The sequence below is a fragment of the Streptomyces sp. NBC_00390 genome, from assembly GCF_036057275.1.
Lineage (GTDB): Bacteria > Actinomycetota > Actinomycetes > Streptomycetales > Streptomycetaceae > Streptomyces.
The window spans coordinates 3,227,164-3,248,047 of sequence record NZ_CP107945.1 but is presented as its reverse complement, the minus strand read 5'-3'; the positions used below and the strand labels follow the sequence as shown (position 1 = coordinate 3,248,047).

21 protein-coding genes are annotated in these 20,884 nt (G+C 71.4%); 8 read left to right on the top strand and 13 right to left on the bottom strand.

Going from position 1 to position 20,884, the window contains the following annotated elements:
- Positions 1 to 79: 79 nt before the first annotated feature.
- Positions 80 to 772, bottom strand: coding sequence for an alpha/beta hydrolase (locus tag OHS70_RS13740; RefSeq protein WP_328405608.1), 693 nt, complete (start codon positions 770 to 772; stop codon positions 80 to 82).
- Between the two features lie 289 nt (positions 773 to 1,061).
- Between OHS70_RS13740 and OHS70_RS13735 the strand changes: the two genes are divergently transcribed.
- From OHS70_RS13735 to OHS70_RS13725, 3 genes are all read left to right on the top strand, one after another.
- Positions 1,062 to 2,216: an adenosine deaminase gene (locus OHS70_RS13735; protein WP_328397204.1), complete on the top strand. Its 1,155-nt coding sequence runs from the start codon at positions 1,062 to 1,064 to the stop codon at positions 2,214 to 2,216.
- A 135-nt stretch (positions 2,217 to 2,351) separates the two neighbouring features.
- The gene (locus tag OHS70_RS13730) at positions 2,352 to 2,774 is read left to right on the top strand and encodes an ATP-binding protein (protein ID WP_328397202.1); all 423 of its coding nucleotides are present in this window, start codon (positions 2,352 to 2,354) and stop codon (positions 2,772 to 2,774) included.
- A 127-nt stretch (positions 2,775 to 2,901) separates the two neighbouring features.
- The gene (locus OHS70_RS13725; protein WP_328397200.1) at positions 2,902 to 3,696 is read left to right on the top strand and encodes a hypothetical protein; all 795 of its coding nucleotides are present in this window, start codon (positions 2,902 to 2,904) and stop codon (positions 3,694 to 3,696) included.
- A 54-nt stretch (positions 3,697 to 3,750) separates the two neighbouring features.
- On the opposite strand, the gene OHS70_RS13720 is transcribed toward OHS70_RS13725, so the two are convergent.
- The 5 genes from OHS70_RS13720 to afsQ1 all read right to left on the bottom strand — a co-directional run bounded on the left by OHS70_RS13720 (position 3,751) and on the right by afsQ1 (position 7,569).
- Positions 3,751 to 3,951 (bottom strand): PspC domain-containing protein, encoded by a 201-nt coding sequence (locus OHS70_RS13720; RefSeq protein ID WP_328397198.1) that lies wholly within the window; start codon positions 3,949 to 3,951, stop codon positions 3,751 to 3,753.
- A 92-nt stretch (positions 3,952 to 4,043) separates the two neighbouring features.
- A complete protein-coding gene (locus OHS70_RS13715) occupies positions 4,044 to 4,619 on the bottom strand; it encodes a VanZ family protein (protein ID WP_328397196.1) in 576 nt (191 codons plus the stop codon).
- Positions 4,620 to 4,715: 96 nt separating this feature from the next.
- Positions 4,716 to 5,351 (bottom strand): hypothetical protein, encoded by a 636-nt coding sequence (locus tag OHS70_RS13710; protein WP_328397194.1) that lies wholly within the window; start codon positions 5,349 to 5,351, stop codon positions 4,716 to 4,718.
- Positions 5,348 to 6,895, bottom strand: coding sequence for a HAMP domain-containing sensor histidine kinase (locus tag OHS70_RS13705; protein WP_328397192.1), 1,548 nt, complete (start codon positions 6,893 to 6,895; stop codon positions 5,348 to 5,350). The genes OHS70_RS13710 and OHS70_RS13705 overlap by 4 nt, the downstream gene beginning before the upstream one ends.
- Complete coding sequence (afsQ1, locus tag OHS70_RS13700; protein ID WP_208545416.1) at positions 6,892 to 7,569, bottom strand: two-component system response regulator AfsQ1; 678 nt, start codon at positions 7,567 to 7,569, stop codon at positions 6,892 to 6,894. The genes OHS70_RS13705 and afsQ1 overlap by 4 nt, the downstream gene beginning before the upstream one ends.
- Before the next feature lie 170 nt (positions 7,570 to 7,739).
- Between afsQ1 and OHS70_RS13695 the strand changes: the two genes are divergently transcribed.
- The gene (locus OHS70_RS13695; RefSeq protein WP_328397187.1) at positions 7,740 to 8,471 is read left to right on the top strand and encodes a SigE family RNA polymerase sigma factor; all 732 of its coding nucleotides are present in this window, start codon (positions 7,740 to 7,742) and stop codon (positions 8,469 to 8,471) included.
- 418 nt (positions 8,472 to 8,889) lie between these two features.
- On the opposite strand, the gene OHS70_RS13690 is transcribed toward OHS70_RS13695, so the two are convergent.
- Positions 8,890 to 9,540 (bottom strand): uridine kinase family protein, encoded by a 651-nt coding sequence (locus OHS70_RS13690; RefSeq protein WP_328397185.1) that lies wholly within the window; start codon positions 9,538 to 9,540, stop codon positions 8,890 to 8,892.
- Between the two features lie 111 nt (positions 9,541 to 9,651).
- On the opposite strand from OHS70_RS13690, the gene OHS70_RS13685 reads away from it, so the two are divergent.
- Positions 9,652 to 10,071 carry a hypothetical protein gene (locus OHS70_RS13685; RefSeq protein WP_328397184.1) on the top strand — a complete coding sequence of 140 codons (420 nt, stop codon included), beginning with the start codon at positions 9,652 to 9,654 and terminating at the stop codon, positions 10,069 to 10,071.
- 87 nt (positions 10,072 to 10,158) lie between these two features.
- Here the strand turns inward: OHS70_RS13685 and OHS70_RS13680 are convergent, their stop codons facing one another.
- From OHS70_RS13680 to deoC, 3 genes are read right to left on the bottom strand one after another with little or no spacing between them, the layout of a single operon-like run.
- Positions 10,159 to 11,055: an aldehyde dehydrogenase family protein gene (locus OHS70_RS13680; RefSeq protein ID WP_328397182.1), complete on the bottom strand. Its 897-nt coding sequence runs from the start codon at positions 11,053 to 11,055 to the stop codon at positions 10,159 to 10,161.
- Positions 11,055 to 12,512 (bottom strand): aldehyde dehydrogenase family protein, encoded by a 1,458-nt coding sequence (locus tag OHS70_RS13675; RefSeq protein ID WP_328397180.1) that lies wholly within the window; start codon positions 12,510 to 12,512, stop codon positions 11,055 to 11,057. The genes OHS70_RS13680 and OHS70_RS13675 overlap by 1 nt, the downstream gene beginning before the upstream one ends.
- A 6-nt stretch (positions 12,513 to 12,518) precedes the next feature.
- A complete protein-coding gene (gene deoC / locus OHS70_RS13670) occupies positions 12,519 to 13,466 on the bottom strand; it encodes a deoxyribose-phosphate aldolase (protein ID WP_328405606.1) in 948 nt (315 codons plus the stop codon).
- 147 nt (positions 13,467 to 13,613) lie between these two features.
- Between deoC and OHS70_RS13665 the strand changes: the two genes are divergently transcribed.
- The gene (locus OHS70_RS13665) at positions 13,614 to 14,246 is read left to right on the top strand and encodes a PH domain-containing protein (RefSeq protein ID WP_328397177.1); all 633 of its coding nucleotides are present in this window, start codon (positions 13,614 to 13,616) and stop codon (positions 14,244 to 14,246) included.
- 115 nt (positions 14,247 to 14,361) lie between these two features.
- On the opposite strand, the gene OHS70_RS13660 is transcribed toward OHS70_RS13665, so the two are convergent.
- The 3 genes from OHS70_RS13660 to OHS70_RS13650 all read right to left on the bottom strand — a co-directional run bounded on the left by OHS70_RS13660 (position 14,362) and on the right by OHS70_RS13650 (position 18,090).
- Positions 14,362 to 16,011, bottom strand: coding sequence for a phospho-sugar mutase (locus OHS70_RS13660; protein WP_328397175.1), 1,650 nt, complete (start codon positions 16,009 to 16,011; stop codon positions 14,362 to 14,364).
- 508 nt (positions 16,012 to 16,519) lie between these two features.
- Complete coding sequence (locus OHS70_RS13655; protein WP_328397174.1) at positions 16,520 to 17,350, bottom strand: purine-nucleoside phosphorylase; 831 nt, start codon at positions 17,348 to 17,350, stop codon at positions 16,520 to 16,522.
- Positions 17,351 to 17,652: 302 nt separating this feature from the next.
- Positions 17,653 to 18,090, bottom strand: coding sequence for a gamma-glutamylcyclotransferase (locus OHS70_RS13650; RefSeq protein ID WP_328397172.1), 438 nt, complete (start codon positions 18,088 to 18,090; stop codon positions 17,653 to 17,655).
- A 235-nt stretch (positions 18,091 to 18,325) separates the two neighbouring features.
- Here OHS70_RS13650 and OHS70_RS13645 point away from each other — a divergent pair, with 235 nt between their 5' ends.
- Positions 18,326 to 19,765: an NAD(P)H-quinone dehydrogenase gene (locus OHS70_RS13645; protein ID WP_328397170.1), complete on the top strand. Its 1,440-nt coding sequence runs from the start codon at positions 18,326 to 18,328 to the stop codon at positions 19,763 to 19,765.
- A gap of 144 nt (positions 19,766 to 19,909) precedes the next feature.
- Positions 19,910 to 20,848 carry a DeoR/GlpR family DNA-binding transcription regulator gene (locus OHS70_RS13640; protein WP_328397168.1) on the top strand — a complete coding sequence of 313 codons (939 nt, stop codon included), beginning with the start codon at positions 19,910 to 19,912 and terminating at the stop codon, positions 20,846 to 20,848.
- Positions 20,849 to 20,884: the final 36 nt, after the last annotated feature.

Below are 20,884 nucleotides of genomic sequence, written 5' to 3'. Positions count from 1 at the left end.
TCGGCGCTGCGCGGGACGGGGAGTCCGCAGCCGGCGCCGCCCGGGAGAGCCCGATCCAGGACCGCTCACGAGTCAGGCCTCAGTGCCGCATGCTCCGCCCGAACCCCGCCGCCAGCGGCATCCGCAGCCCCAGCGGCGGCGGCGCCGCCAGCGCGTCCGCCACCGGGCGGGCGTAGGAGCGGGTGAACAGGGACCCGAGCACGAAGTCCGTGGCCAGCGCCAGGACTTCGTCCTGGTACTGGCGCAGCGCATGGCCGTCCGTGTGGACCTCGAAGCGGCAGGTGTCGCGGTTGGACTTCTTGGCGCGTGCCGCCAGTCGGTAGGACAGCTCCGGGTCCGTGCGCGTGTCGCTCGTGCCGTGGACCATCAGTACCTGTCTGCCCGCCAGCTGCCGCACCGGCTCCAGCGTCGCGGCCGTGTGGTCCTCCGGCAGCCAGGGGGCCAGCGCCAGCACGGAGCTGACGGCCGGGTGGCCCGCCGCGTGCAGGGCGGCGCGGCCGCCCATGCCGTGGCCGGCCAGGCATACGGGAACATCCCCGTACCGCCGTACGACCTCCTCCACCGCCCACGTCGCGTCCGCCGCCAGATGGGCGTCCTCGCCGTTCCAGCCGCGCACCCGGTAGTGGACCGAGTGCACCAGCAGTCCGTCCTCCCGCCCCGCGCGCGCCAGCGCACGGCCCACCGGCAGCACCCCCGCAAAGGACCGGCCGCTCGTCAGTACCGAGCCGCGACGCTCCGACTTCGGCTCGCCGTCCGGGAGGATCAGCACCACTGCGCCGACCGCCGTGTTTGCTCCGCCGCGGGTGCCCGGACGGCCGGGCACACGGCCCAACCGGGCCTGCGTCGGCGTACGGCTTGCGCGTCTTCCCCGGGCAACTGTCGTGTCGCCGCGGGTCTGAGACCCCTCGGCTGTCCCCGCCGGCCGCCACCGGAACAGGGACAGTGCGTCGTGTGCCATGGCGCAACAGTCTCAGAAGCTCGGGTGTACTCCACCCGTACGGACGGTCTCTGTTACGTATCGACATGGCGCGCTCTACGCGCGTAGGGGCTAGAGTGCGCAGATGACGAGCCAGACCCTCAATTCGCCCACCACGGACCAGATCCGCCGTGCCCCGAAGGTGCTGCTCCACGACCACCTCGACGGCGGTCTGCGGCCGGGCACGATCACCGAACTCGCCCGCGACGCGGGCTATGACCGCCTTCCCGAGACCGAGCCCGACAAACTCGGAATCTGGTTCCGCGAGGCCGCGGACTCCGGCTCGCTGGAGCGCTATCTGGAGACCTTCGCGCACACCTGCGCCGTCATGCAGACCCGCGAGGCACTGATCCGCGTGGCCGCCGAGTGCGCCCAGGACCTCGCCGAGGACGGTGTCGTCTACGCCGAGGTCCGCTACGCCCCCGAGCAGCACCTGGAGGCAGGGCTGACCCTCGAGCAGGTCGTCGAGGCGGTCAACGAGGGCTTCCGGGAAGGCGAGCGGAGGGCACGCGAGAGCGGCCACCGCATCCGGGTCGGCGCCCTGCTCACGGCCATGCGGCATGCGGCCCGCGCCCTGGAGATCGCCGAACTGGCCAACCGCTACCGCGACAGCGGCGTCGTGGGCTTCGACATCGCGGGCGCCGAAGCCGGCTTCCCGCCCACCCGGCACCTCGACGCCTTCGAGTACCTCAAGCGCGAGAACAACCACTTCACCATCCACGCCGGTGAGGCCTTCGGGCTGCCGTCGATCTGGCAGGCGCTCCAGTGGTGCGGCGCCGACCGGCTCGGCCACGGTGTGCGGATCATCGACGACATCGAGGTGGCCGACGACGGCACCGTGCAGCTGGGGCGGCTCGCTGCGTATGTGAGGGACAAGCGCATCCCCCTGGAGATGTGCCCGACCTCCAACCTGCAGACCGGCGCGGCGGCCTCGTATGCCGAGCACCCCATCGGCCTGCTGCGCAGACTGCACTTCAGGACCACGGTCAACACGGACAACCGGCTGATGAGCGGGACGAGCATGTCGCGTGAGTTCGAGCTGCTGACCGAGGCCTTCGGATACACGCTCGACGACATGCAGTGGTTCACCGTCAATGCCATGAAGTCGGCGTTCATTCCTTTCGATGAACGCCTGGCGATGATCAACGAGGTGATCAAGCCCGGCTATGCCGAGCTGAGGTCCGAATGGCTGTTCAGGCAGACCGCGACGTCCGGTAATCCCGGGGCCGACGAGAGCTGAACAACACCTGTGTGACGCCTACACCGAAGCAGCCGGACATGCAACTTCCGGCTGCTTCGCGGTGTTTGCGGCCGGTGTGCGACGCTGGCTAGCTTGCAGAGCCGCTCATGTTCCCTCTCCCGAGGACTCCTCCTGATGAAGCAGTCTGCTGCCAAGACCCTCGGTGTCGCCGCTCTCGGCGCCGCCTTCGCCGCTGCCGCCGCCGGTACCTCTTCCGCCGCCGCCCTGCCCGACCTCACTGCCGGCATCGGCGCGCTGGACACGGTCACGAACGCCGCCCCGGTCCAGGAGGCCGTCGACAAGCTCCCGGCCGGCGCCGCCACGTCCCTGGCCGGCGGCCGGATGGCGCTCGGCGCCGTCGACACCGCCCGCACTGCCGCCGCCGCCCAGCAGTCCGCGGCCAAGAAGCTGCCCGCTGCCCAGCAGTCGGCGGCCAAGAAGCTGCCCGCTGCCCAGCAGTCGGCGGCCAAGGCGCTGTCCGCCGACGGCCTGGCCCCGGTCACGGGTCTGCTCGGGGGCATGCCGATCGGCGGCGGGCTGCTGCCAGGCCTGGGCTGACACACCGGTTCGCACATACTGGCGTACCGGCACACCAGTGGTGCCGTACCGGCTTCGTACGTCAACGCGCGGGGCGCACACCCGAATCGGGTGTGCGCCCCACGGCGTGTGTGCCAGGATCGCGGCCATGCAAGTCAAGACTGCCGCACGGTCCGTCACCGTCACCGCCGCCTGTGTCCTGCTGTCGCTCACCGCCTGCACGAGCAGCGGCGGAGACAGCGACAAGAACGCGAGCACCGGCACGAGTGCGGCTGCCGGTACGGGCAGCAGTACGGCCCCGGGCGAGGCCGCCGGTGACGGCGGCAGCGGGAACGGCGGTACCGGCGGTGACCCGTCCGTACCGCTCACCGCGCCCCAGCTGGAACGGGTCGCCATCGCCACCGGCGATCTGCCGAAGTTCCAGGTGTCGTCCGAGCGCAGCCCGCTCGCGCCCACCGGGCAGCCCACCGCGGACAAGAAGAAGTGCCAGCCGCTCGCCGACGCCATGGGCGACGAGCCGAACGCGCAGGCCACCCGCACCGTCAACCGCGGCCTCGGCTCGCTGGAGAACCTCGGCCTCGCCGTGTCCGTATCGGTGAGTTCGTACCGCGAGAGCGATGCCGAGCGGCTGATGACCGGGCTCGGCTCGGCCCTCGAGGCATGCCGCGAGGGCTTCTCCGCGTCGCTGGACGACCGGGCCGCCGACTACGAGGACATCAGGACGACGCCCTTCACCGTCCGCGGCGCGGACGAGACCGTCAGCTGGACCGCGGTCGCCACCGATGAGGGCCTCAGGTCCCCCGTCCATCTGGTCGTCGTACGCAAGGGGGCCACCGTGGCGCGCTTCATGGCCTTCGACCTCGCGCGGCGTACGCCGCCGCGGGTCCCTCAGCAGGTCGCCGACAAGCAACTGGGGAAGGTCGCCCAGGCGCTGGCCGGCTGATCGCCCCGGACCGGACCTGGACCCGACACAGGGGCCCGGTCCCGCCGCGGCTGGTCACCAGGCGGCGGTGGCGGTCTTCTCCGACGGCAGCAGTGCCCACAGCGCCAGGTAGAGCAGGAACTGCGGGCCCGGCAGCAGACACGAGACCAGGAAGATCACGCGCATCGTCGTCGCGGATGTGCCGAAGCGCCGTGCCAGCGCTGAACACACTCCGCCGATCATTCGTCCGTCACGGGGGCGGGCAAGTGCGGCCATGGTGGGCTCCTTCGCGAACTGTTCGCGGGAGCCTCTCGGCTGGGCTCCCGACATCACCATGGTGGCCGGGCGACAGGGGGCAAAGCGTCGCTCTACGGGGCGATACCGACCCTGGGAATCGTCGGGGTCGGCCCCTGAGACACCTCGTCCCGCAGCAGGGACGCGGAATGGTGGTCCCCATGGGCGGACCGGGCCCCGGAACCCAGCGGCCGCCGCCGCAGCCGCGCCCGGCCCGCGGGCACGACCGCCAGATGGGCCAGCGCCACACCGGCCGCGTTCAGCAACAGCGAGTCGATGTCGACGACCTGGCCGGGCACCCCGGTCTGCAGCAGCTCGATGCCCAAGGACAGCAGCACCGCGGCCGCGACCGTACGGGTCAGTGAGGCCAGCGGCGAGACGTCCAGCCGGCCGCCCGCGACCGGCAGCAGTATGCCGAGGGGGGCCAGCAGCAGCAGGCCCTCACCGATATGGCGCGCCGCCTCGACCGGCCCGAGCGCAAGGGACGCCTTGATCCCGGCGAACGGTTCGAGATTCGCGGCGGTCACCCACAGCACGTCGAGTGGGCGCAGCGTCAGCCATGCGACCAGCAGCAGATGGGCGAGGAGGAGAACAACCCCCGCCGCGCGGAAGCGGATGGCGGCATTGCCGCCCGAACCTTGACGCTGCACGCCCCCCAAGACGCGTGTATCGCGGGGATCGGTTCCGTCCGTTCTCCGAACGGCGGCAGACCGGCTCCCGCGCGCCACGAGCGGGCGACGAGCGGGCTACGACTTCGAGGGCTCGGGCAGCGGGCCGACCGTGGGCACCGTGCCCTCCGGCCGCTCCTTCGTCCCGACCGTGCACACATACGCCCGCGGCGCGTAGTTGCCGGGCCCGGCCAGCACCACGGCATCGTCCCTCACCGCGGCACTGTTCTCCGCCAGCGTGCACACGATCTGCGCCAGCGCGGCCGACGGAAGGTCCTCCGGCTGCCGGCTCAGCCGCAGTGTCCCGGCGGGATCGCCCTTCCGCCCCGCACCGACGACCAGCGGCCCGCGCAGGAAGGTGGCCAGACCTGCCTCCTGCTCCGAGGACGACGGCTCCTCCTGGAGCTCGTCCAGCAGCGCCTGCGCGAACTCGATCCTGTCGTCGACGGCCCTCTCCTCGGTGATCCTCGCCGTACGCTCCACGGGCTCCAGTTGTGAGGCGCACACCAGATAGACGCGTACCGGGACGCCCTCCTGCTGCGCCTGCGGGGTGATGGGCCCCTCGGACACCTCGCACGGGACCCGAGAGGGCGCGGCCCCGGCGTCGACCGGCGTCGTGGTCCTGATCCCGCACCCGGAGAGGGCGAGGACACCTGCCACCGCGCCCAGCGCGGCCGCCGTCCGTGCGTTACGCCTACGGCCCTTCGCCGTCACTGCGCGCCTTCCTCTCCCCGGTCGCTGTCGCTTGTGTCGGAGTCCGTCAGCGACGAGGCGTCGCGCGGCAGCCGCAGTACGAACACCGCACCGTCGCCGTCCGGCGAGTTCGCCGCCGTGATGTCGCCGCCGTGGATATGGGCGTTCTCCACCGCGATGGACAGGCCGAGTCCACTGCCGTCGGAGCGCGGCCGCGAGGCGCTCGCCTTGTAGAACCGGTCGAAGACATGCGGCAGCACCTCCTCCGGGATACCGGGCCCGTGGTCGCGCACCTCGATCAGCAGCTCGTCGTCGAAGGGGCGTACCGACACCCGTACCGGTGAACCGCCGTGCTTGAGCGCATTGCCGATCAGATTGGCGAGGATGACGTCCAGCCGGCGGGGGTCCAGGCGCGCCATGATCCCGCGCTCGGCGTCCAGCTCGACCGCGTCCAGCCAGGCACGCGCGTCGATACAGGCGGTGACCTGGTCGGCGACGTCGACGTTGTCGAGGACCAGCCGGGCGGTGCCCGCGTCGAAGCGGGTCACCTCCATCAGGTTCTCCACCAGGTCGCCCAGCCGCCGTGTTTCGCTCACCACCAGGTTCACGGCGGGCGCGATCATCGGATCGAGGCTGTCGGCCTCCTCCTCCAGCACCTCGGTCACGGCGGTGAGCGCGGTCAGCGGGGTGCGCAGCTCGTGCGACATGTCGGCGACGAAGCGGCGGCTGGACTCCTCCCGCGCGCTCATGTCCGCGACCTTCTTCTCCAGCGACTCGGCCGTCTTGTTGAAGGTCCGTGCCAGCTCCGCGAGTTCGTCGGTGCCGGAGACCCGCAGCCGGGTGTCGAGCTTGCCCTCGCCGAGCCGCCTGGCCGCCTCGCCCAGCCGGTGCACCGGCTTCAGCACCGTGGTGGCGGCGGCCTGCGCCAGCAGCGCCGAGCCGACCAGCGCGAGCAGGGTGGCGATGCCCAGCGACCAGGCGAGCGAGTTGAGGTCCTGCCGTTCCTGGTCGAGCGACTTGAACAGGTAGCCGGTCGGCCCGCCGCCGACGATCCGGGAGCCGCCGACCAGGTAAGGCCTGCCGTCACGCTCCGTGCGCTGCCAGAACAGGTGGTACTCGGCGGAGTTGCCGGGCGTGACCTCCTGGCGTTCGTTCACCGCCTCCTGCAGCGCGTCGGGCACGTCGTCGAGCGTGAAGACATCGGGGTCGGACGCGCCGACGATCGGCTTGCCCTCGGCGCGCTCACCGATCAGCAGCATGCTGTAGCCGTCGTTGCCGTCCGCCATGTCCTCGGCGGTCGACTGCAGTTCGGTCTGCGTGGGCCGTAGCGGCAGGGTGGCGGCCCGGCTCTGCATCGCCTGCCGGAAGTCCCCCAGCGCGGCGTCCTGGGTACGGGTGAGCACCGCCTCGCGGTTGAGCCAGTACGCGATACCGGAGGCCGAGACCGCGGCGGTCAGCGCGACGAGGGCGAAGACCACCACGAGGCGCAGCCGCAGGCTGGTCCAGCGAAGCGGTGCGACGATGCCGCGCTTTGCGGTTGGCCGACCGGATTGCAGATCTGTCACTGCGGGACGTCCAGCCGGTAGCCGACACCACGCACCGTACGGATCAGGGTCGGCGATGACGGTACGTCCTCCACCTTCGCCCGCAGCCGCTGCACGCACGCGTCGACCAGGCGCGAGTCACCGAGGTAGTCGTGCTCCCACACGAGCCGCAGCAGTTGCTGGCGGGACAGCGCCTGTCCGGGCCGCCGGCTCAGCTCCAGCAGCAGCCGCAGCTCGGTCGGAGTCAGCTGCAGATCCTCTCCGTTCTTGGTGACCGTCATGGCGGAGCGGTCGATCATCAGGGAGCCGAAGGTGGCCGAGTCCGTGGACTCGCGCTCACCGCGGCGCAGTACGGCGCGGATACGGGCGTCAAGCACCCGGCCCTGCACCGGCTTGACGACGTAGTCGTCCGCCCCCGACTCAAGACCCACCACAACATCGATGTCATCGCTGCGTGCGGTCAGCAGGATGATCGGCAGCTGGTCCGTGCGCCTGATACGCCGGCACACCTCGAAGCCGTCGATCCCGGGCAGCATTACGTCCAGCACGATCAGATCCGGCCGCTGCTCGCGCAGCAGCTTCAGGCCGTCCTCGCCCGTCGCCGCGGTGGCCACACGGTGGCCCTGGCGTGACAGGGAGAGTTCGAGGGCCGTGCGGATGGCGTCGTCGTCCTCGATCAGCAACAGGAAAGGCACAGAGGTCATTCTGGCGTATGGGGGAGCCCCAGTTCGACCCGGAGGACGTCCCGGAAGAGCCGGAAGTGCTGTGACGCGCCTGTGACAGTCGGCGGACAGCGCGATGAAACTGCCGGGGCAAGCTTCTTGTCACACGGACGAAGCAGACTCCACTCGACGGGGGGCGCGAGATGAACGCACTGCACAGCAGCACATCAGGCGCAGTTGTCACGCGTCTCCACGGCACGCGGAGCGCGGAGAAGTCCGGCGCTGTGAACGGGCGGGGGTGCGTTCGCAGCGCCGGGCGTCAGCACAAGCCGTCGTACATGACGGTGGTTGACGCGGCTGCCGACGGCAGCACGGCGGCGTACGGGGAGGTAACGGGGGAGCGGTCGGCCCCGTCGGAGGCGGAGTTCACCGCCTACGTTCAGGAACGCCGCGCCTCTCTGTACGCGACCGCCTACCACCTGACCGGGGACCGGTTCGAGGCAGAGGACCTGCTGCAGAGCGCGCTGTTCTCGACGTACCGGGCCTGGGACAGGATCAGCGACAAGGCGGCGGTCGGGGGCTACCTGCGCCGCACCATGACGAATCTGCACATCAGCGCCTGGCGCCGGCGCAAGCTCAACGAGTACCCCACGGAGGAGCTGCCGGAGACGGTGGGCGACACCGACGCGATGCGGGGCACGGAGCTGCGCGCGGTGCTGTGGCAGGCGCTCGCCAGGCTTCCCGAACTCCAGCGGACGATGCTGGTCCTGCGCTACTACGAGGGCCGCACGGACCCGGAGATCGCGGAGATCCTGGACATCAGTGTCGGCACGGTGAAGTCGAGCATCTGGCGGTCGCTCCGCCGGCTGCGCGAGGACGACGTCCTCAGCTTCGGCCGTGACGAGGAAGAGTCCTTCGGCGAGCTGGTGGCCTGAAGGCAACGGGGGAAGCACGGCCCGCTGTTTCGGGGGAGACGGCGGGAGCACGGGGGAAGCACGGCCCGCTGTTTCGGGGGAGACGGCGGGAGCACGGGGGAAGCACGGCCCGCTGTTTCGGGGGAGACGGCGGGAGCACGGGGGAAGCACGGCCCGCTGTTTCGGGGGAGACGGCGGGAGCACGGGGGAAGCAGGACCCGCTGTTTCGGGGGAGACAACGGGAGCGGGGGACCCACGGGGGACAAGGGGGGCCACCGCGGGAGAAGGGAGTGGGGCCGGACAGGCCGGGGGGTTCTGTCCGGCCCCACTCCCATGTCCGCGGGCCGGTTGCCGGAGCGGGGTCGGCACGGTCTGTCCGGGCGGCCCTGTCGGCGATGCCCGCACCGGGGCCACGTGGTGACGATGCCCGGACCAGGGCCTACGCGGCGGGCTCGGGCGCCCGCGCCATGACGCAGCGTCCTGCCGCCGCGTCCGCGAGCCGGCCCAGTGCCTCCTGCTTGCCACAGGGGTGCGCGCCCAACTGTGTCTGGCGCGCCACGATGCCGCGTTCCGCCCGCATCAGCCGCCAGCCGCGGCGCAGCAGGAACGGCACCGACTTGCGGCCCTCACGCAGATCCCGCGCCAGCCTGCGGCGGAACGTCGTCGACGGCCGGCCGCGCAGACAGAGCGCGTCGGCGAGCAGGCCCAGTTCCTGGCAGCGCCGCACGATCTCGGCGGCGAAGATGCCCTCGGCCACGAACAGGGGCGTACGGGAGATGTCGAGCGTCTCCTGGTCCACCCGGGAGCTGGTGGCGATGTCGTACACGGGCACGTTCGTGCGTCCTGTACGGCACAGCTCGGCTATCGCGGCGACGGCCGCGTCGGCGTCCCAGGACCGTGGCGAGTCCCAGTCGATGTCCGTGCTGCCCGTCACCACGGGAAGCGTCGGGTCGTTGCCCTCTTTGTAGAAGTCGTCCAGGCGCAGGACCGGCAGGCCGGTACGGGCGGCGAGGGAGGACTTTCCGGATCCGGAAGGGCCCGCGAGCAGTACGACGCGGGTCGGGATGGGTTGGGAACTCACGGGAGACAAGTGTGACGCATCGACCGGCGCAGGGGACCCCCCGGAGGTGCGGTTGGTATCGAGTGTCACACCTCAACTACTGTCCGTACGCTTGTGATTACTCACCAAGGCAGGAAATCCATGGCTCGTCATGCAGCTTCCAAGAACAAGCGGCGTGCGCTGCTGCGCACAGGTCTGACCGTTGCGGCCGCGGGTGCCGCCCTCGGGGCGGGCTCGGCGGCCGCTCAGGCCGCACCGGCGCTGCCCGTCGCGCTGCCGACCGCACCGGTCGGGGCCGATTCGGTCGCAGGAGCCGGTCAGACAGGGGCGTTGACCGGTCCGGTCACGAACTCGGTGAGCGGGATCGGCCAGCTCAAGCACCTTCAGCTCGACCCGCTCGCGAACACGGGCGTCGACCCGCTCAACAACGCCGTGGGCACGCAGGTCGCCGACTTCAAGCCGGTGAGCTCGGCGATGGTGACGGACCATGTGACGAAGGGCCAGGCGATCGCGGACCTGCCGGTCGTCGGCCCCCTGGTCGGCGGACTGATGCCGGGATGAGCCGAGCGACCGCGGGCATGAGGCGCGCATGAGGAAAGCCCCCACGGCCGGACGGGACCGTGGGGGCTTTCGTACGGGGTGCGGCTCTCAGTACGCCGAGCCGGACGCGCCGAGCGAGCCGGTCGGGTGCCAGACCGTCTTCGTCTCCAGGAACGCCGTCAGGCGCTGGGTGCCCGGTGCCGCGGAGAAATCCACAGCCTGTGGACGAAGGACCCGCTTGAGATTGTCAGCGGCCGCGACCTCGAGCTCCTTGGCCAGCACGTCGTCGGCGCCGGTCAGGTCGATGCCGTTGACGTCCTGGTGGGCGGCGAGCGGCGCCGCCAGCTCGGCCGTACCGCCCGAGAGCACGTTGACCACGCCGCCGGGCAGGTCTGAGGTGGCCAGCACCTCGCCCAGCGACAGCGCCGGGAGCGGGGACTTCTCGCTGGCGATCACCACGGTCGTGTTGCCGGTCGCGATCACCGGGGCGACGACGGAGACCAGGCCCAGGAACGAGGACCCCTGCGGCGCGAGGATCGCCACGACGCCGGTGGGCTCCGGGGTGGAGAGGTTGAAGTACGGGCCCGCGACCGGGTTCGCACCGCCCACCACCTGCGCGATCTTGTCCGTCCAGCCCGCGTACCAGACCCAGCGGTCGATCGCGTCCTCCACGACCGCGGCGGCCTTGGACTTGGACAGGCCCTCCGCGTCCGCCACCTCGTGCACGAACTGGCTCTTGCGGCCCTCCAGCATCTCGGCGATGCGGTAGAGGATCTGGCCGCGGTTGTACGCCGTCGCGCCCGACCAGCCGCCGAATGCCTTGCGCGCCGCGACGACCGCGTCACGCGCGTCCTTGCGGGACGACTGGGGAGCGTTGGCCAGCCACTTGCCCTTGGAGTCCGTCACCTCGTACACCCGACCGCTCTCGGAGCGGGGGAACTTGCCCCCGACGTACAGCTTGTAGGTCTTGAGAACGCTCAGTCGCTGCTGCTCGACATTGCTCATCAGTGCTCGCCCTCCGGGCTCGACGGGGCGAGATAGGCCTCCAGGCCGTGGCGACCGCCCTCGCGGCCGAAGCCCGACTCCTTGTAACCGCCGAACGGCGAGGTCGGGTCGAACTTGTTGAACGTGTTGGCCCACACCACTCCGGCGCGGAGCTTGTTCGCGACCGCCAGGATGCGCGAGCCCTTCTCCGTCCAGATGCCGGCCGACAGGCCGTACTGGCTGTTGTTGGCCTTGGCGACCGCCTCGTCCGGCGTACGGAAGGTCAGCACGGACAGTACGGGGCCGAAGATCTCGTCGCGGGCGATGGTGTGCGCCTGAGTGACGTTCGTGAACAGCGTCGGGGCGAACCAGTAGCCGGCGGCGGGCAGCTCGCAGGCCGGGGACCAGCGCTCGGCGCCCTCGGCCTCGCCCGCCTCGACCAGCGAGGTGATCCGGGAGAGTTGCTCCTCGGAGTTGATCGCGCCGATGTCGGTGTTCTTGTCCAGCGGGTCGCCGAGGCGCAGCGTGGACAGGCGGCGCTTGAGGGAGTCCAGCAGCTCGTCCTGGACCGACTCCTGGACCAGCAGGCGCGAGCCCGCGCAGCAGACCTGGCCCTGGTTGAAGAAGATGCCGTTGACGATGCCCTCGACAGCCTGGTCGATGGGGGCGTCGTCGAAGACGATGTTGGCGCCCTTGCCGCCCAGCTCCAGCGTGACCTTCTTGTGGGTGCCGGCGATCTCGCGGGCGATCGCCTTGCCCACCGCGGTCGAGCCGGTGAAGGCGACCTTGTCGATGTCCGGGTGCGCGACGAGCGCCGCGCCGGCGTCCCCGTAGCCGGGAAGAATGTTGACGACGCCCTTCGGCAGACCGGCCTGCCGGCAGATGTCCGCGAAGAACAGCGCGGAGAGCGGGGTGGTCTCGGCGGGCTTGAGCACGACCGTGTTGCCGGTGGCGAGGGCGGGGGCGATCTTCCACGCCAGCATCAGCAGCGGGAAGTTCCACGGGATGACCTGTCCGGCCACGCCCAGCGGCTGGGGATTCCTCCCGAACCCGGCGTGGTCGAGCTTGTCGGCCCAGCCCGCGTAGTAGAAGAAGTGCGCCGCGACCAGGGGGAGGTCCGCGTCGCGGGTCTCCTTGATCGGCTTGCCGTTGTCGAGCGTCTCCAGGACGGCCAGCTCGCGCGAGCGCTCCTGGATGATCCGCGCGATACGGAACAGGTACTTCGCGCGCTCCGCGCCCGGCAGCGCCGACCACTTCCCGAACGCCTTGCGGGCGGCCTTCACGGCGCGGTCGACGTCCTCGCTGCCGGCCTGCGCGATCTCGGACAGGACCTCCTCGCTCGAGGGCGAGACGGTCTTGAACACCTTGCCGTCGGCGGCCTCGGTGAACTCGCCGTCGATGAAGAGGCCGTAGGACGGGGCGATGTCGACGACGGAGCGCGACTCGGGTGCGGGTGCGTATTCGAAAGACATGGTCATCTCTGCTCAGTCCACCGTCACGTAATCAGGACCGGAGTACCGGCCGGTCGCCAGCTTCTGGCGCTGCATCAGCAGGTCGTTCAGCAGGCTGGAGGCGCCGAAACGGAACCAGTGGTTGTCCAGCCAGTCCGCGCCGACGGTCTCGTTCACCAGCACCAGGAACTTGATCGCGTCCTTGCTGGTGCGGATGCCTCCGGCGGGCTTCACGCCCACCTGTACTCCAGTCTGCTCCCGGAAGTCGCGGACGGCTTCCAGCATCAGCAGGGTGTTCGCCGGGGTGGCGTTGACCGCGACCTTGCCGGTCGAGGTCTTGATGAAGTCGGCGCCGGCGATCATGCCGAGCCAGGACGCGCGGCGGATGTTGTCGTACGTGGAGAGCTCGCCGGTCTCGAAGATGACCTTGAGCCGGGCCGGGCCCGAGGCCTCCTTCACGGCGCGGATCTCCTCGAACACCTTCAGGTACCTGCCGGCCAGGAAGGCGCCGCGGTCGATCACCATGTCGATCTCGTCGGCCCCGGCGGCGACGGCGTCACGGGTGTCCGCGAGCTTCACATCGAGCGCCGCGCGGCCGGCCGGGAAGGCGGTGGCGACGGAGGCGACCTTGACGCCGGAACCCTTCAGGGCCTCCTTCGCGGTGGCCACCATGTCGGGGTAGACGCAGACCGCTGCGGTCGTCGGGGTCGTACGGTCGGTCGGATCGGGACGGACGGCCTTGGCGGCGAGCGCCCGGACCTTGCCCGGGGTGTCCGCGCCTTCCAGCGTCGTCAGGTCGATCATCGAGATGGCCAGGTCGATGGCGTACGCCTTCGCCGTGGTCTTGATCGAGCGGGTGCCGAGAGACGCGGCGCGCGCTTCCAGGCCGACCGGATCGACGCCGGGCAGCCCGTGCAGATAGCGGCGCAGTGTGCTGTCGGACGTGGTTACGTCGGCGAATGCAGGTGCGGTGCTGGGCATGGTCACCAGATGAGCATATCTACGCGCGTAGCGGCCTGTACAGGGGGGCTGCTCGAAAAGAGATACCAAAACGGACACAAGCCGCGGCCCGTGGCCCTGTCCACCCACGCCAGGAGCCTCAGCGGGACGTACGGCAGAATCGGACACATGACAAGCCCCCAGCCGCCCGCCGAGTCCACCACCGCCCAGCGGGTCTTCCGTTCGTCCGGCGGCATGGTGGGCGGGGCGCTGCTGCTGGTGCTCACCGCCTGGATCGTCGTCGACGCGGTCGTGCAGGGCGAGGGGCGTACGCCGTGGCTCGCGCTCGCCGCGGCGCTGCTGCTCCTGCCGCTGATCGTGATGCTCACGCTGCGGCCCGCCGTCTTCGTGGACGACGAGCGGATCCGGATCAGGAACCCGTTCCGGACGATCACCCTGCCCTGGGCGGCCGTCGCCGACGTGCGGGCCGGGTACTCGAGCGAGCTCTTCACCGAGACGGGCAAGAAGTACCAGCTCTGGGCGATCCCCGTCTCGCTGCGCCAGCGCAAGAGCGCGGCGCGGCGTCAGACTCGGGCGGCGATCGACGACCCGCACGGCACGACCTCGGTGCACGCCGACGTCGCCGACGCCAAGGCGCGGATGGCACCGGCCGACCGGACCATCGCAGACCTGCGGGAGCTGGCCGAGCGCCATGCGGCGCAGCCCGGATCACCGGGGGAGCCGCAGATCCGCTGGGCGTACGAACTGCTGGCCCCGGCCGCCGCCGGCGCCGTGCTGCTGGCGGTCCTGCTCGCGGTGTGACGCCGTCCAGGGCACGCCCGCCAGGGGAGAACCGCACGCTCGCCCCGTGCACCGGCTCCTGGCCTTGTGCGGGGCGCATACGCCCGGGCACGAGGCCAGGAGCCGGTCCCGCGGGTCAGATGCCCGCGGCCGCCGCCAGATCCCGCTTGATACCGGCCAGGACCTCGGCCGCCCGGCTCCGGGCCGAGCCCAGCTCGCTCGCGCCGGCAACCGGCACCACGACCTCCAGGTAGCACTTGAGCTTGGGCTCGGTGCCGCTCGGCCGGACGATGACACGGGCCTTGAACTCGCCGTCGAGGTAGTAGCGCAGACCGTCCGTCGGCGGCAGCTTGTCCGTGCCGAGGCTCAGATCCTCGGCGCTCGTGACGTGCAGTCCCGCGAGCAGCGCCGGCGGCTGCTCCCGCAGCGCCCGCATCGCGGCGGCGATGATGTCCAGGTCCTCGACGCGCACCGACAACTGGTCGGTGGCGTGCAGCCCGTGTGCCACGGCGAGGTCGTCGAGCAGATCGGTGAGCGTACGGCCCTGCTCCTTCAGCTCCGAGACCAGCTCCGCGACGAGCAGCGCGGCGGTGATGCCGTCCTTGTCGCGTACGCCCTCGGGGTCGACGCAGTAGCCGAGGGCCTCCTCGTAGCCGTAGCGCAGGCCCTCGACACGGGCGATCCACTTGAAGCCGGTCAGGGTCTCCTCGTACGGGAGCCTCGCCGCCTCCGCGATCCGCCCCAGCAGGGACGAGGACACGATCGACTCGGCGAACGTGCCGCGCGCGCCCTTGTGCACCAGGTGCTCCGCGAGCAGAGCGCCGACCTCGTCGCCGCGCAGCATCCGCCAGCCGCCCTCGGCGCTGTCGTCGGGTACGGCGACGGCGCAGCGGTCCGCGTCCGGGTCGTTGGCGATGACCACGTCCGGCCGGACCCGGCGGGCGGTCTCGAAGGCCAGGTCCATCGCGCCCGGCTCCTCGGGATTGGGGAACGCGACGGTCGGGAAGGCGGGGTCGGGCTCGGCCTGCTCCTGCACCAGGGTGGGGGCGGGGAACCCGGCGCGCTCGAACGCCGCGAGGACGACGTCCCGGCCGACGCCGTGCATGGCCGTGTAGACGGTACGCACGGTCCGCGGCGAACCGGCGGTCAGGACGGCGTCCGTACGCTCCAGATAGGCGTTCACGACCTCGTCGCCGAGCGTGTCCCAGCCCTCGTCGGCGCGCGGTACGTCGTCGAGGCTGAGGATCGCGCCGATCTCGGCGGCGATCTCCGCGTCGGCGGGCGGCACGATCTGCGAGCCGTCGCCCAGGTAGACCTTGTAGCCGTTGTCGCGCGGCGGGTTGTGGCTCGCTGTTACTTCGACACCGGCGACAGCGCCCAACTGCCTTATGGCGAAGGCGAGTACGGGGGTCGGCAGCGGACGGGGCAGTACGGCGGCGCGCAGCCCCGCGGCGACCATGACGGCGGCGGTGTCGCGCGCGAAGTCGGCGGACTTGTACCGGGCGTCGTAGCCGATGACGACGAGACCGTCGCCCTGGCCCTTGGCCCTGAGGTACGCGGCGAGACCCGCGGCGGCCCGGATGACCACGGCCCGGTTCATCCGCATCGGCCCGGCCCCGAGTTCCCCGCGCAGCCCGGCCGTGCCGAACTGCAGCGTCCCGCTGAACCGCGAGGCCAGTTCGTCGAGGTCCTGCGCCTCGATGAGCTTGCCCAGTTCGTCCCGGGTCTCGCTGTCCGGGTCCTCCGCCAGCCACGCGTTGGCCCGCGCGATGAGGTCCTGCTGCACGGTTGGTCCGCCTCTCGTGTGTGATTACGTCGAGTCTGCGCGGCGACGACCGCGTGCCCAACTGTTTCCGGCCCCGCGCCGCCGGGCCCGTCCACCGCGCTGTGCCTACAGCCTTCGCTGCCCTTGCGGGCCGCGCACGGGCCGGGCGGCGCGTGCGCGCCACGGCCCGGCCCGCCCGCTGGTCCGACCGACTGGTCCGGACCGGCTCAGATGTGTGCACGGCCTACGCCTGCCGCGGGCCCGCTCGCCGGGAGCCGGCGGTGTGCCGCTCCGTGCGTAGCGCCGAGGGCCGGGCACCCCGTCCCGGACACGGGTGCGCGCCGGCCGGGGCACCGGCCGGCCGTGCGAGAAGACCTGTGGCGGCCCGTTCGTGCCAGGAGCGGGGGAGCGGGCGGGCCCCGCCGGGGGCCGGGTGGCGGCCGGCCGGCAGCGGGGCCGACGACCGCGGGGGCAGCCGCGCGTCACCCCGCAGGGCGTCCCAGGGCCGGAGCCCCGGGACGCCTGCCCGTCAGAGGCGGGCCAGAACCCGGGTCAGGAGCTCACCCATACGGGCCGCGGAGTCACGGCCGGCCTGGAGGACCTCCTCGTGGTTGAGGGGCTCGCCGGACAGGCCTGCCGCCAGGTTGGTGACCAGGGAGATGCCGAGCACCTCGGCGCCGGCCTCGCGCGCGGCGATGGCCTCCAGGACCGTGGACATGCCGACGAGGTCGCCGCCCATGACACGGACCATGTTGATCTCGGCCGGGGTCTCGTAGTGCGGGCCGGGGAACTGGACGTACACACCCTCCTCGAGGGTCTCGTCCACCTCCTTGCACAGCGCGCGCAGCCGCGGCGAGTACAGGTCCGTGAGGTCCACGAAGTTCGCGCCGATGATCGGCGAGGCGGCGGTCAGGTTGATGTGGTCGCTGATCAGTACGGGCTGGCCGGGGCGCATGCCCTCGCGCAGACCGCCGCAGCCGTTCGTCAGGACGATGGTCTTGCAGCCCGCGGCCACCGCGGTGCGCACACCGTGGGCGACGGCGGAGACGCCGCGGCCCTCGTAGAAGTGCGTGCGGCCGAGGAAGACCAGGGCGCGCTTTTCGCCGACACGGTAGGAGCGGACCTTGCCGCCGTGTCCCTCGACCGCCGGCGGCGGGAAGCCGGGCAGCTCGGTGACCGGGAACTCGGCCTCGGGCGCACCGAGCGCGTCGACGGCCGGTGCCCAGCCGGAGCCCATCACAAGTGCGACGTCATGGGTCTCGGTGCCGGTCAGCTCGCGCAGACGCGCAGCTGCGGCGTCGGCCGCGGCATGGGGGTCGGCGAGAGCGCCGACGAGGTCCGGATTCACAGAAGCGTTCACGCGGACGAGGGTAACCCGTCGATCCCTACGCGCGTAGATGACGAGCCTCACGGTCTCCGGATCGTTGCCTTGTCGTTTCCCACGAATGTCCGCGGGGCGGGATGCCCGGCGGGGTGCTGCCGGGTGCACGCGGGGTGAAGGCGGCCGGCGGGACGCGCCTGGGCGAGCGGCGCCTCGATCGCGCTGGTCACGGCGGGGTCTTCGGGCGCGAGGCCCATGGCGGCGCGGCCGGTCGCGTCCGCCGGTCCCGCTGCGCGGGTGCCGGCCCGTCGTGCCCGGCCATCGGCCTCGACCTGCCCCGGCTAGCAGGGGCGCTTGCGCATTTCCATCACGTAGTCGTGCGGTGCGCCCGCCGACTCCGCCGCGTCCGCTAGCTCGCCCAGGTAACGGGCGGACGGCAGTCCGCCCTCGTATGCGTTGAGCACGTACACCCAGGCCGGCTCCTCGCCGTCCAGGGTGTCCACCCGGACCCGCATCCGCCGGTAGATGTCGAGTCCGACGCCCTCCCAGCGGTCCATGGAGTCCTCGTCCATCGGCGCGATGTCGTACAGCGCGACGAAGACCTGGGAGCGTGGCGCCTCCACGATCGTGGCCAGCGCGCCCTCCCAGCCCATCTGCTCCCCGCCGAAGGTCAGCCGCCAGCCGTTCAGCCAGCCGGTCCCGCGCAGCGGTGAGTGCGGTGCGCGGCGGGACATCAGCCGCGCGTCGAGGTTGCCGGCGTACGCGGCGTAGAGCGACATGAGATCGAGGGTACGGGAGGGGAAGGAGTCACCGCCCATGTGGCCGAGGAGCGCCTGGTTGGTCCGGCCGCGACGGCCCCGTCCCCTCGGGCGGCGGCCCCAGGGAGCCCCGGGGCGTGAACGCCGTTGCGGTGCGGGACAATGGAGTACGTACTGCATTCCCCCGGGGGTGGCCCGGGATCCCCGGTCGGGCGGGCAGGCGGGCCGGGACCGACAATGCGAGGCGGACTTTTTCGTGACCCGGATCGTGATCATCGGTGGCGGACCCGGCGGATATGAGGCCGCCCTGGTGGGCGCCCAGCTCGGTGCGGAGGTGACCGTCGTCGACTGCGACGGTCTGGGCGGGGCGTCGGTCCTGACGGACTGCGTGCCGTCGAAGACCCTGATCGCGACGGCCGAGGTGATGACCAACTTCGACTCCTCGTACGAGGAACTCGGCATCATCGTGGCCGACGACACGCCGCACATCGAGCAGGCCGCCCGCGTCGTCGGCGTGGACCTCGGCAAGGTCAACCGACGGGTGAAGCGGCTCGCCCTCGCCCAGTCCCACGACATCACCGCCTCCGTCACCCGGGCGGGCGCGCGTGTCATGCGCGGCCGTGGCCGGCTGGAGGGGCAGCAGGCGATGGACGGTTCCCGCCGGGTGGTCGTGCGCGCGGCCGACGGCACCGAGGAGACGCTCACCGCGGACGCCGTGCTGATCGCGACCGGTGGCCACCCGCGCGAGATCCCGGACGCCCAGCCCGACGGAGAGCGCATTCTCAACTGGACCCAGGTGTACGACCTGAACGAGCTCCCCGAGGAGCTCATCGTGGTCGGTTCCGGTGTCACGGGCGCGGAGTTCGCCGGCGCCTACCAGGCGCTCGGGTCGCGGGTCACCCTCGTCTCCTCGCGCGACCGCGTGCTGCCGGGCGAGGACCCGGACGCCGCCGCGGTCCTCGAGGACGTCTTCCGCCGCCGCGGCATGAACGTGATGGCCCGTTCCCGCGCCGAGTCCGCCAAGCGCGTGGGCGACCGGGTCGAGGTCACGCTCTCCGACGGCCGCGTCATCTCCGGTTCGCACTGCCTGATGGCGGTCGGCGCGATCCCGAACAGCGCGGGCATGGGCCTGGAGGAGGCCGGGGTCCGGCTGAGGGACTCGGGACACATCTGGACCGACAAGGTGTCGCGTACGACGGCCCCCGGCGTGTACGCGGCCGGTGACGTCACCGGTGTCTTCGCGCTCGCGTCGGTCGCGGCTATGCAGGGCCGGATCGCGATGTACCACTTCCTCGGCGACGCGGTCACCCCGCTGAACCTCAAGACCGTCTCGGCGAACGTCTTCACCGACCCGGAGATCGCGACGGTCGGCTACAGCCAGGCGGACGTGGACGCGGGCAAGATCGACGCCCGGGTGATGAAGCTGCCGCTGCTGCGCAACCCGCGCGCCAAGATGCAGGGCATCAGGGACGGCTTCGTCAAGATCTTCTGCCGGCCGGGCACCGGGATCGTGGTCGGCGGAGTGGTCGTCTCGCCGCGCGCTTCGGAACTGATCCACCCCATCTCGATCGCGGTCGACAACAACCTGACGGTCGAGCAGATCGCAAACGCTTTCACCGTGTACCCGTCTCTGTCGGGGTCGATCGCCGAGGTGGCGCGGCAGTTGCAGACCCGGAAGGCCACGGGCGAGGCGTAAATCCGGTGAACCCCGGGCACTTCGCCTGGCGGCCGATCAACTTCGAGCGGGCATATACCACTTGACGGGTGCCCGGATGCGCAACTTCGGTAAATCGGCGCATAGTGCTGAAAACGATCGGCCGCTGGGGTTACTGTCAGTTTCGTGTTCGCTGCAGAACGTCGCCAATTGATCCTCGAAATGGTGCGTGCCAACGGTGCCGTGTCGCTCCGTGAGCTCGCCCGCGTCGTCCAGACCTCGGAAGTGACCGTACGGCGGGACGTGCGGGCGCTCGAGGCCGAAGGACTCCTCGACCGCCGGCACGGCGGTGCGGTACTCCCGGGCGGATTCACCCGTGAGTCCGGCTTCCCGCAGAAATCCCTGGCCGCCAGCGCGGAGAAGACGGCCATCGCCGACCTCGCCGCGAGCCTCGTCGAAGAGGGCGAGGCCATTGTGGTCGGCGCGGGGACGACGACGCAGGAGCTGGCCCGCCGGCTCGCCCGCGTACCCGGACTGACCGTCGTCACCAACTCCCTGCTCGTCGCCCAGTCGCTGGCCCATGCCAACCGGGTCGAGGTCGTCATGACCGGAGGGACACTGCGTGGCTCCAACTACGCGCTGGTGGGCAGCGGGGCGGAGCAGTCCCTGCAGGGGCTGCGGGTGTCCCGGGCCTTCCTGTCCGGCAGCGGGCTGACCGCGGAGCGCGGCCTGTCCACGTCCAACATGCTCTCGGCGAGCGTGGACCGGGCGCTGGTGCAGGCAGCGGCGGAAGTCGTGGTGCTCGCGGACCACACCAAGCTCGGCACCGACACGATGTTCCAGACGGTGCCGACGGATGTGATCACGCGCCTCGTCACGGACGAGCCGCCGGTGCATGACGACCGCGCGGCCACCGAGCTGCAGGCGCTGGCCGACCAGGGCGTCCAGATCGCCGTGGCCGGCGCGGGAGCGCCGCCGGTGGAGGGCTCCCGTCCGTCACGCCACGACGTGCCCCTGCCGGTCCAGCGCCGCACCCGCACCACCCAGCTGCGCAGCACGACCGGCGCCCTGGCACCTGATCCCCTGGACCGTACGCCGCGCGTCGCCGACCTGCGGCGCCGCTGACCGGGGGGCGTGGCCGGAGGTGGCGCGGTGCCGGGC

Excerpts from the sequence above, each read along its gene's own strand:
- OHS70_RS13735 (WP_328397204.1), top strand. The coding sequence starts at position 1,062 with ATGACGAGCCAGACCCTCAATTCGCCCACCACGGACCAGATCCGCCGT.
- OHS70_RS13730 (WP_328397202.1), top strand. The coding sequence starts at position 2,352 with ATGAAGCAGTCTGCTGCCAAGACCCTCGGTGTCGCCGCTCTCGGCGCC.
- OHS70_RS13725 (WP_328397200.1), top strand. The coding sequence starts at position 2,902 with ATGCAAGTCAAGACTGCCGCACGGTCCGTCACCGTCACCGCCGCCTGT.
- OHS70_RS13720 (WP_328397198.1), bottom strand. The coding sequence starts at position 3,951 with ATGGCCGCACTTGCCCGCCCCCGTGACGGACGAATGATCGGCGGAGTG.
- OHS70_RS13695 (WP_328397187.1), top strand. The coding sequence starts at position 7,740 with ATGAACGCACTGCACAGCAGCACATCAGGCGCAGTTGTCACGCGTCTC.
- OHS70_RS13685 (WP_328397184.1), top strand. The coding sequence starts at position 9,652 with ATGGCTCGTCATGCAGCTTCCAAGAACAAGCGGCGTGCGCTGCTGCGC.
- OHS70_RS13680 (WP_328397182.1), bottom strand. The coding sequence starts at position 11,055 with ATGAGCAATGTCGAGCAGCAGCGACTGAGCGTTCTCAAGACCTACAAG.
- OHS70_RS13675 (WP_328397180.1), bottom strand. The coding sequence starts at position 12,512 with ATGACCATGTCTTTCGAATACGCACCCGCACCCGAGTCGCGCTCCGTC.
- deoC (WP_328405606.1), bottom strand. The coding sequence starts at position 13,466 with ATGCCCAGCACCGCACCTGCATTCGCCGACGTAACCACGTCCGACAGC.
- OHS70_RS13665 (WP_328397177.1), top strand. The coding sequence starts at position 13,614 with ATGACAAGCCCCCAGCCGCCCGCCGAGTCCACCACCGCCCAGCGGGTC.
- OHS70_RS13650 (WP_328397172.1), bottom strand. The coding sequence starts at position 18,090 with ATGTCGCTCTACGCCGCGTACGCCGGCAACCTCGACGCGCGGCTGATG.